Origin of the sequence: Saccharothrix hoggarensis, from assembly GCF_042678885.1 — a bacterium.
GTDB lineage: Bacteria > Actinomycetota > Actinomycetes > Mycobacteriales > Pseudonocardiaceae > Actinosynnema > Actinosynnema hoggarensis.
The window spans coordinates 1-9,039 of sequence record NZ_JBHTLK010000262.1; the positions used below are offsets into that span (position 1 = coordinate 1).

General features: G+C 73.7%; 7 protein-coding genes. 4 read left to right on the forward strand and 3 right to left on the reverse strand.

Annotation, left to right across the window (positions count from 1 at the left end; genetic code table 11):
• Window positions 1–2,793 (reverse strand): BTAD domain-containing putative transcriptional regulator (locus ACFQ3T_RS31380; RefSeq protein WP_380728861.1); only part of this gene is annotated, 2,793 nt, incomplete at its 3' end.
• Window positions 2,794–2,899: 106 nt separating this feature from the next.
• On the opposite strand from ACFQ3T_RS31380, the gene ACFQ3T_RS31385 reads away from it, so the two are divergent.
• A complete protein-coding gene (locus ACFQ3T_RS31385) occupies window positions 2,900–3,760 on the forward strand; it encodes an NAD(P)-dependent oxidoreductase (protein ID WP_380728864.1) in 861 nt (286 codons plus the stop codon).
• Here the strand turns inward: ACFQ3T_RS31385 and ACFQ3T_RS31390 are convergent, their stop codons facing one another.
• A complete protein-coding gene (locus ACFQ3T_RS31390) occupies window positions 3,761–5,275 on the reverse strand; it encodes an alkaline phosphatase D family protein (RefSeq protein WP_380728867.1) in 1,515 nt (504 codons plus the stop codon).
• Window positions 5,276–5,642: 367 nt separating this feature from the next.
• Here ACFQ3T_RS31390 and groES point away from each other — a divergent pair, with 367 nt between their 5' ends.
• Both groES and groL read left to right on the forward strand, forming a co-directional pair.
• Window positions 5,643–5,936 (forward strand): co-chaperone GroES, encoded by a 294-nt coding sequence (gene groES / locus ACFQ3T_RS31395; protein ID WP_077010188.1) that lies wholly within the window; start codon window positions 5,643–5,645, stop codon window positions 5,934–5,936.
• Between the two features lie 83 nt (window positions 5,937–6,019).
• Window positions 6,020–7,645, forward strand: a complete 1,626-nt coding sequence (groL, locus tag ACFQ3T_RS31400; protein WP_380728869.1) for a chaperonin GroEL — start codon at window positions 6,020–6,022, stop codon at window positions 7,643–7,645.
• A gap of 77 nt (window positions 7,646–7,722) precedes the next feature.
• Here groL and ACFQ3T_RS31405 read toward each other — a convergent pair whose 3' ends face one another.
• Window positions 7,723–8,019 carry a WhiB family transcriptional regulator gene (locus ACFQ3T_RS31405; protein WP_033428626.1) on the reverse strand — a complete coding sequence of 99 codons (297 nt, stop codon included), beginning with the start codon at window positions 8,017–8,019 and terminating at the stop codon, window positions 7,723–7,725.
• A gap of 190 nt (window positions 8,020–8,209) precedes the next feature.
• Between ACFQ3T_RS31405 and ACFQ3T_RS31410 the strand changes: the two genes are divergently transcribed.
• On the forward strand, window positions 8,210–9,039 hold an 830-nt coding region (locus ACFQ3T_RS31410; RefSeq protein ID WP_380728871.1), incomplete at its 3' end, for a MerR family transcriptional regulator.

Sequence of the window (9,039 nt, forward strand, 5' to 3'; positions counted from 1 at the left end):
CGCGACCGCCCGCGGGTCGCCCACCTGGCGGGCCAGCGCCAGCCCCCGTGACTGCACCTCCAGCGCCCGCGCCGCGTCACCGCGCAGCTCCGCGACGAACCCCAGTTCGGCCAGCACCAGCGTCGCGCCCGCCTCGAACCCGACCCGGCGGTGCCAGTCGAGCAGCCGGGTCCAGTGCGCCTCGGCCTCGTCCAGCCGCCCCTCGCGCCGCGCGCCCAGCGCCAACCCCGTCTCCGCGTACACCTCGCCGGGCGCGAACCCGTGCTCGGCCGCCGCACGGCGTGCCCGTTCGTGCAGGTCGCGTGCCTTCGCGTAGTCGCCGGTGGCGAGCGCGACCCGGCCGAGCCAGGACAGCTTGTACGACACCTCGGGCCACGACTCCAGCTCCTCGGCCACCCGCAGGCCCTCCCGGTGCACGGCCTCCGCCCGCGCGAGGTCGCCGGCCAGCTGCGCGAGCACGCCCAACCCGAACGACGCCTTCAGCTGCCCCCACCGTTCACCCAGCCTGGTGAACAGCTCGGAGCTCCGCCGGGCCGACGCCCACGACCGGTCCAGCCGGCCGCGGGCCAGGGCCTGGCTGACCCGGTCGCTGTGCGCGGACGCCACGCCCCACTCGTCACCCAGCTCCTCGAACGCCTCCAGCGCCCGGTCCGTCAGCTCCTCGGCGGACGGCATGTCGCCGACGGTCGACAGCACGTACCCCAGGAACCACCGGGCGCGCGCCCGGTCGAGCGGGTCGGCGATCTCCGCCGTGCCGGCCGCGGCCGCCGGGTCGACGGGCTCGCCGACCAGCACGCCGAACCCGGCCCGCCACGCCGCCGTCACCGGATCGGGGGACGTCATCAGCCGCAGCCCCTCGCGCAGCCGCCCGCGCAGGAACCAGTACCACGTCAACGCCCTGGCCAGCCGGGCGGCACCGGCGGGCTCCAGCACGTCGTGCGCGGCCCGGAGGTTCGCCGTGTCGGCGTCCAGCCGGCGCAGCCACCGCAGCTGCCCGGCGGTCCGCAGCTCCCGATCGGCCCGTTCCGCCAGCGCCAGGTGGAACTCGGCGTGCCGCCGCCGGACCTCGTCGAACTCGCCCGCCTCGCGCAGCCGTTCCCGGCCGTAGTCGGCGACCGACTCCAGCAGCCGGAACCGCGGTTCGCCGCGGTGGTCGGGGGCGACCACGAGCGACCGGTTGACCAGGCCTGCCAGCACGTCCGCCACCTCGTCGGCCGCCACGGCGCCACCCGCGCACACGGCCTCGGCGGCGTCCAACGCGCACCCGTCCACGTGCACGGACAACCGCCGCAGCACGGTCCGCTCGGCGTCGCCGAGGAGGTCCCAGCTCCAGTCGATCATCGCCCGGAGCGTGCGCTGCCGGGCGGGCGCGTCGCGGTGACCGGTGGCGAGCAGCCGGAACCGGTCGTCCAGCCGGTCGAGCAGGGCGGTCACGCCGAGGCCGCGCACGCGGGTCGCGGCCAGCTCCACCGCGAGCGGCAGGCCGTCGAGCCGGCGGCAGATCGCCTCGACCGCCTGCGTGTTGTCCGGCGTGACGGCGAAGCCGGGCGCGGCGGCGGCAGCGCGTGCCGCGAACAACGCGACGGCGGCGTCGACGTCGAGCGGCGGCACGGCCCACACCACCTCGAACGCCAGGCCGAGCGGTTCCTGGCTGGTGGTGAGCACCCGCAGGCCCGGCACGGCGCGCAGCAGGCGGGACACCAGCGCGGCGACCGGCTCGACCAGCCGCTCGCAGTTGTCCAGCACCAGCAGCACCTCACGGCCCCGCAACGCCTCCACGAGCCGGTCCACCAGGTCGTCGGACCGACCCCCGGCGAAGCCTCCCGGCGCGTCCTCGCGCACGCCGAGCACGTCCGCCACGGCGTGCGCGACCTGCTCGTCGCGCCCGACACCGGCCAGCTCGACCAGCCACACCCCGTCGCCGACCGCGGCCCGCCGGGCGACCTCCACCGCGAGGCTGGTCTTGCCGACCCCTCCCGGCCCGGTGAGCGTCACGAGCCGCGACCGGCCGACCAGGCCGCGCACGCCGTCCACCGCGTCGTCCCGCCCGACCAGGTCGGTGACGGGCGCGGGCAGGTTCGTGCGCGCGCCGCCGTCGGCGGGGCCGAGCGCCGGGTCGTGGGTGAGGATGGCCTGCTGCAGGGCGGCCAGCTCGGGGCCCGGCGCCAACCCCTGCTCGTCGGCCAGCAGCCGGCGCAGCTCGGCGTAGCTCTCCAACGCCTCCACCTGACGCCCGGCGCGGTAGAGCGCCCGCATGTGCAGGCCGCGCAGACGTTCGCGCAACGGGTGCCGGGCCACCTCGTCGGCCAGGTCGACCGCGCCCGCCTCGGCGAACTCCTCCAGCGCGGCGAGCCGCTCCTCGGTCCAGCGCGCCGTCACCGCCGCCAGGAACGGCGCGTCGGCGAACTCGGCCAACGGCTCGCCGCGCCACAGCGCCAGCGCCTCGCCGAACCGCCCCGCGGCCACCAGCTCCCGGAACCGCAGGAGGTCCACAGTGGACGCGTCCACCCGCACCGAGTACCCGGCCGGCCCGTGCGCGACCAGCTCCCGCCCGCCCGGCTCGGCCGCCTCCAACGCCCGCCGCAGCTGCGAGACCTTCGTCTGGAGCGTGTTCACCGGGTTGCCGGGCGGCTCGTCGCCCCACAGGTCGAACGCCAACCGGTCCGCCGACACCGGCCGCCCCTCGTGCGCGAGCAGGTCCGCCAGCAGCGCCCGCACCTTCACCTCGGGCACGCGGACCTCCGCGCCACCCGCCGTCCACACGGCGAGCGGCCCCAACACCCCGAATCTCACGCCCGGACCGTAACGGGGCCGCCCGCGGCCGACCCCCAGCGGACCCGCAGCGAACCGTGCGCGGCCGGCGGCACCGTGGGATTCACACGAAGGAGTGAGACACCGCATGACTGACAAGACCCCGTTGACCCTGATCGGGCTCGGCCCCATGGGCCAGGCCATGGTCACCAGGCTCCTCGCCGCCGGCCACCCGACCACGGTCTGGAACCGCACCCCCGCCCGCGCCGACGCCGTCGTCGCCCGAGGCGCCGTCCGGGCCGCCACGGCCGCCGACGCCGTCGCCGCGAACCGGCTGATCGTCCTCAGCCTCACCGACTACGCCGCGATGCACGACATCCTCGACGGCACGGACCTCGCGGGCCGCGTCGTCGTCAACCTCAGCTCCGACACGCCCGCCGAGACCGTGCGGGCCGCCGCCTGGCTGGCCGAGCGGGGCGCGGAGCTGCTGGTCGGCGGCGTGATGGTGCCCGCGCCGCTGGTCGGCGACGAGTCCGCGTACGTCTTCTACAGCGGCCCGCGCGAGGTGTTCGACCGGTACGCCGACACGCTGGCCGTCATCGGCAGGCCCGACTACATGGGCGCGGACCACGGCCTGGCGCAGCTGCTCTACCAGGCCCAGCTGGACGTCTTCCTCACCTCGCTGGCCGCGATGCTGCACGCCACCGCCCTGGTCACGTCGGCGGGCCTCACGGCCGAGGCGTACGCGCCGTACCTCACCGACGTGGTGTCGTCGTTCGCGATGTACGTCGCGGAGACGGTCCGGCACGTCGACACCGGCGAGCACCCCGGCGACCTCGCCAACGTGGCCATGATGGGCGCCACGGCGGCGCACGTCGTGGGCGCGAGCGAGGCCGCCGGGGTCGACGCCGGGTTGCCCGAGGCGGTCCGGTCCCTCTACGACCGCGCCATCGCGGCGGGGCACGGGAAGGACAGCTGGACCGCCCTGGTCAACGTCCTGCGCGGCTGATCACACCGGGTTCAGGCCGGGGTTGCGGTCCTCGACCACGAACGACTTGAGCGTCGTGGCCTCGGCCCCGGCCGTGCGCACGTGCGGCAGCGTGCGGAAGTCCGCCCGCATCTCCTGCGCGGTGAACTTCGTCCGCACGTACCCGCGCCGCCTGCTGTGCAGCTTGATGTGCGGGTTGTTCCGCAGCTGCACCTGGTCGACGGTGTCGTTGCCGTCGCCGCCGGACGTCACCGACGAGCACACGAGCTCGGTGCCGACGGTCCGCGACGCCGGGTCGTTCCAGTCCAGCTTCACGTCCGCCGCGTAGTGCGCGTGCACGTCGCCGGTCAGCACGACGGCGTTGCGCACGCCCGCGTCGACCCACCCGCGCGTCACCCGGTCGCGGGACGCCAGGTAGCCGTCCCACCCGTCCATGGAGACCTCCTTCACCGGGCCGTCCTTGCGGTCGCGCTCGGCGAAGAACACCTGCTGGCCGAGCACGTCCCAGCGCGCGCGGGACCGGCGGAACCCGTCGAGGAGCCACTCCTCCTGCTCGGCGCCGGTGATGGACCGGGTCGGCAGGGCGGCGTCCGCGCACGTCTTCCAGCCGTCGCCGCACGCCTGGTCGTCCCGGTACTGGCGGGTGTCGAGCATGTGGAAGTTCACCAGCCCGCCCCAGCCGAGCCGCCGGTAGAGCTGCATGTCCGTGCCGTTCGGGCGGGCGCCGCGCCGCAGCGGCATGTTCTCGTAGTACGCCCGGAAGGCCGCCTCCCGCCGTGCCGCGAAGTCCGGGTCGGGCTGCTCGGGCACGTCGTCGGCCCAGTTGTTCTCGACCTCGTGGTCGTCCCACACGACGACCCACGGCGCGACGGCGTGCGCGACCTGGAGGTCGGCGTCGGTCTTGTACTGCGCGTGCCGCAGCCGGTAGTCGGCCAGCGTCCGGGTCTCCGGCCCGACGACCGTCCGCACGTCCGCCGCCTTGGCCGCGTACTCGTACTGGTAGTCGCCGAGGTGCAGGACCACGTCCGGGTGGTCCTCGGCCAGCCGCCGGTAGGCGGTGAAGTAGCCCTCGCCGTAGTGGGCGCACGACGCGAAGCACATGGTCAGGTCCTGCCCGAGGACCCACGGCTCGGGCGCGGTCCGGGTGCGGCCGACGGGGGACAGGTGGCCGTCCACGCGGAACCGGTAGTAGTACTCGCGGCCGGGCCGCAGGCCGAACGGCTCCACGTGCACGCTGTGGCCGTTCTCGGGCCGGGCGGGCTGCACGCCGCGCCGCACGACGCGCTGGAAGCGCTCGTCCTCGGCCAGCTCCCAGTGGACGGGGACGACGCGGTCGGGCATGCCGCCCAGGCCGTCCTCGTTGAGCGGACGCGGCGCGAGGCGCGTCCACAGCACCACGCTGTCGGGCAGGGGGTCGCCGGAGGCCACGCCCAGGGTGAAGGGGTCGTCGAGCTTCGGGAAGCCCGCACCGGCGGTCGCCGCGGCCGCGAGGGCCGCACCGCCGATGAGCAGGGAACGTCGGGTCACCGTGGTCATGCGCCCACCGTGACCCAGCATGGTGGCGAACGGGTGAACACCGGCATTACCCCGGGCATCCAGCTCTCCGCAGTCCAGCGAGGGCTCGTCCGACGAGGGCAGGCCGGACGTCACCGCGGACCGGTGCGCCCGAGCTGGTCCGGATCGGCGTGCGCGCGCGGTTCCGAGCGGTTGCGGGCCGCCTCGCGGACGTCGCCGGACCGGGTGCCCGGAAGGAGTGACGGGGGCTCGTTGAAGCGTTGGCACTCGCCTGGGTAGAGTGCTAGATGCACGGCACCAGCAACCGCCCCGACCCCCGCGACGGCGGGGTGGCAGGAGCCGTAAACGCAACCTGCCAACGCTTTCGACGACCGTGGAGGTCAGCCCGGTGAGCGTGAACATCAAGCCGCTCGAGGACAAGATCGTCGTCCAGGCCAGCGAGGCCGAGACCACGACCGCTTCCGGCCTCGTGATCCCGGACACCGCGAAGGAGAAGCCCCAGGAGGGCAAGGTCCTCGCGGTCGGCCCCGGCCGGATCGACGACAAGGGCAACCGCGTCCCGCTGGACGTGGCTGTCGGTGACGTCGTCATCTACTCCAAGTACGGCGGCACCGAGGTCAAGTACAACGGCGAGGAGTACCTGATCCTCTCCGCCCGCGACGTGCTGGCCGTCATCAACTGACGCTCGGCTGACACGCAAGGCGCCCCGGCGAACCCCATCTCCGGGGCTTCCCGGGGCGTTTCGCATCAAGAGAGGCGTAGGCAATGCCCAAGCAGATCAGCTTCGACGAGGACGCTCGTCGGGCCCTTGAGCGCGGCGTGAACAAGCTCGCGGACACGGTCAAGGTGACCCTCGGTCCGCGCGGCAGGCACGTCGTGCTCGACAAGAAGTTCGGCGGCCCCACCGTCACCAACGACGGCGTGACCATCGCGCGCGAGATCGAGCTGGAAGACGCGTTCGAGAACCTGGGCGCGCAGCTCGCCAAGAGCGTCGCGACCAAGACCAACGACGTGGCCGGCGACGGCACGACGACCGCGACCGTCCTGGCCCAGGCCATGGTGCGGGTCGGTCTGCGCAACGTCGCCGCGGGCGCGAACCCGATGTCGCTCGGCGTCGGCATCCAGGCCGCCGCCGAGGCGGTCGTGGACGCGCTGAAGGCCAAGGCCACCCCGGTCAAGGGCCGCGACAACATCGCCCAGGTCGGCACCGTCTCGTCCCGTGACGAGTCCATCGGCGCCCTGCTCGGCGAGGCCATCGAGAAGGTCGGCGAGGACGGTGTGATCACCGTCGAGGAGTCCTCCTCGATGGCCACCGAGCTCCAGATCACCGAGGGCGTGCAGTTCGACAAGGGCTACGTGTCGGCGCACTTCGCGACCGACCTCGAAGCCCAGGAGACGGTGTTCGAGGACGCCCGCATCCTGCTGCACCGCGAGAAGATCTCGGCCCTGGCCGACCTGCTGCCGATCCTGGAGAAGGTCGCCGAGTCCGGCAAGCCGCTGGTCATCATCGCCGAGGACGTCGAGGGCGAGGCGCTGTCCACCCTGGTGGTCAACGCCCTGCGCAAGACCCTGCGCGTGGTCGCGGTCAAGGCGCCGTACTTCGGCGACCGCCGCAAGGCGTTCCTGGACGACCTCGCGGTCGTCACCGGCGCCCAGGTCATCGCGGCCGAGGTGGGCCTCAAGCTGTCCGAGGCCAACCTCGACGTGCTGGGTTCCGCCCGGCGGGTCGTCGTGTCGAAGGACAACACGACCATCGTCGACGGCGGCGGCGCCAAGGCCGACGTGGCGGGTCGCGCGGAGCAGCTGCGCCGCGAGATCGAGGCCACCGACTCCGACTGGGACCGCGAGAAGCTGCAGGAACGGCTGGCCAAGCTGTCCGGCGGCATCGCGGTGATCAAGGTCGGCGCGGCCACCGAGACCGAGCTGAAGGAGCGCAAGCACCGCATCGAGGACGCGGTGAACGCGACCAAGGCGGCGGTCGAGGAGGGCATCGTCCCCGGCGGCGGCTCGGCCCTGGTGCACGCGGCCAAGGTGCTCGACGGCGGTCTGGGCCTGTCCGGCGACGAGGCGACCGGTGTCGCGATCGTCCGCGAGGCCCTGGGCTCGGCGCTGTTCTGGATCGCCGCGAACGCGGGTCTGGAAGGCGCGGTCGTGGTCAACAAGGTCCGCGAGGGCGACTGGGGCTTCGGCCTCAACGCCGCGACGCTGGCCTACGGCGACCTGCTCGAGGCCGGGATCATCGACCCGGTGAAGGTGACCCGTTCCGCGGTCACCAACGCCGCTTCCATCGCCCGCATGGTGCTCACCACGGAGAGCGCCGTCGTGGAGAAGAAGGAAGAGGAGCAGGCGGGCTCCGCCGGGCACGGCCACGGTCACGGGCACGGCCACTGACCAGCGGTATCACCCGGTAGCAGAGCGAACGGGAGGGGCGGCACCCGCGAGGTGCCGCCCCTCCCGCGCGTTCGGCGTCACGCAGGCGTCAACTGACGCTTGCGCGCCTTGATGATGCTGTCCCGCTCGGATTCCGAGAGACCACCCCAGATCCCGTACGGCTCCTGCACCGCCAGGGCGTGCCGCCGACACATCTCCAGCACCGGGCACGACAGGCACACGGCTTTCGCCCTGGCCTCCCGCCGCGCCCGCGCCGGTCCGCGCTCCCCGTCCGGGTGGAAGAAGAACGCGCTGTCCATCCCGCGGCACGAGCCGCGCATCTGCCAGTCCCACAGATCCGCGTTGGGACCGGGAAGCCTTCGGGTGTCCGCCATCGAGACCGCCTCCTTGGCCCATGGACGTGAACTGCTCCATTCGGCTTAACGATGATCCACCGTAGAACCGCGCCAAAACTTGTTCAAGGGGGTAGCAGGGCTTTTACCGGCAATTCATTCGATGGGTGATCGGTCGGCGGCCACCCCCGGAGTTGCCGGTGACGTCAGGTGAACGGACCATGTCACCGTGATGACGCCCCCCGACCACACCGGGACCGTGCCGGAAGGCGACCGGGAAACCGTTGCGGCAGAAGATGATCCGGCGCATTCGGTGACCCTCTCGGTGGCCGCCGTGGCCCGCCGCCTCGGCGTCGCGCCGGCTACTCTGCGCACCTGGGACCGCCGGTACGGGCTGGGACCCACCGATCACACAACCGGGCGACACCGCAAGTACGCGCCACTCGACGTAGCGCGCCTCGAACTGATGCAGCGAGCCCTGCTGCGCGGCGCGTCGTCCGCCGAGGCGGCCAAGTACGCCCTGTCCAGCACGGTCCAGGCCCGCACGACCACGCCGCCGTCGCTGACCGGCGGGTCGAACGGCGGGCCGGGCGGTGGCGGGCTGACCGGCGGGGAGCTGAACGGCGGAGAGCTGAACGGCTCGGCGTCCGGCGGCCGCGGCCTGAAGCTGGAGGCGGCGAACCGGCGGGCCAGGGGTGTGGGGCGGGCCGCGCTGGCGATGGACTCGGCGGCCGTGCAGACGATGCTCGCGGACGCGATTGAGGCGGACGGCCTGGTCGCGACGTGGGACGAGGTGATCCGGCCGGTGATGGCCGCGATCGCCGCCCGGTGGGAGCACTCCGGGGCCGGGGTCGAGGTGTCGCACCTGGTGGAGGAGTGCGTGCTGGCCGCCGTGGTGCGGGCGACGCCGGTCGTCGCGAACCCCCGCAACCACCGGCCCGTGCTGCTGGCGTGCATGCCGGACGAGCGGCACGCCCTGCCGCTGTACCCGCTGGCCGCGGTGCTGGCGCAGCGCGGTGTCGGCACGCGGCAGCTCGGCGCGGCCCTGCCCGCGGACGCGGA

Coding starts and splice junctions, on each gene's coding strand:
- ACFQ3T_RS31385 (WP_380728864.1), top strand. CDS start 2,900: ATGACTGACAAGACCCCGTTGACCCTGATCGGGCTCGGCCCCATGGGC.
- ACFQ3T_RS31405 (WP_033428626.1), bottom strand. CDS start 8,019: ATGGCGGACACCCGAAGGCTTCCCGGTCCCAACGCGGATCTGTGGGAC.
- ACFQ3T_RS31390 (WP_380728867.1), bottom strand. CDS start 5,275: ATGACCACGGTGACCCGACGTTCCCTGCTCATCGGCGGTGCGGCCCTC.
- groL (WP_380728869.1), top strand. CDS start 6,020: ATGCCCAAGCAGATCAGCTTCGACGAGGACGCTCGTCGGGCCCTTGAG.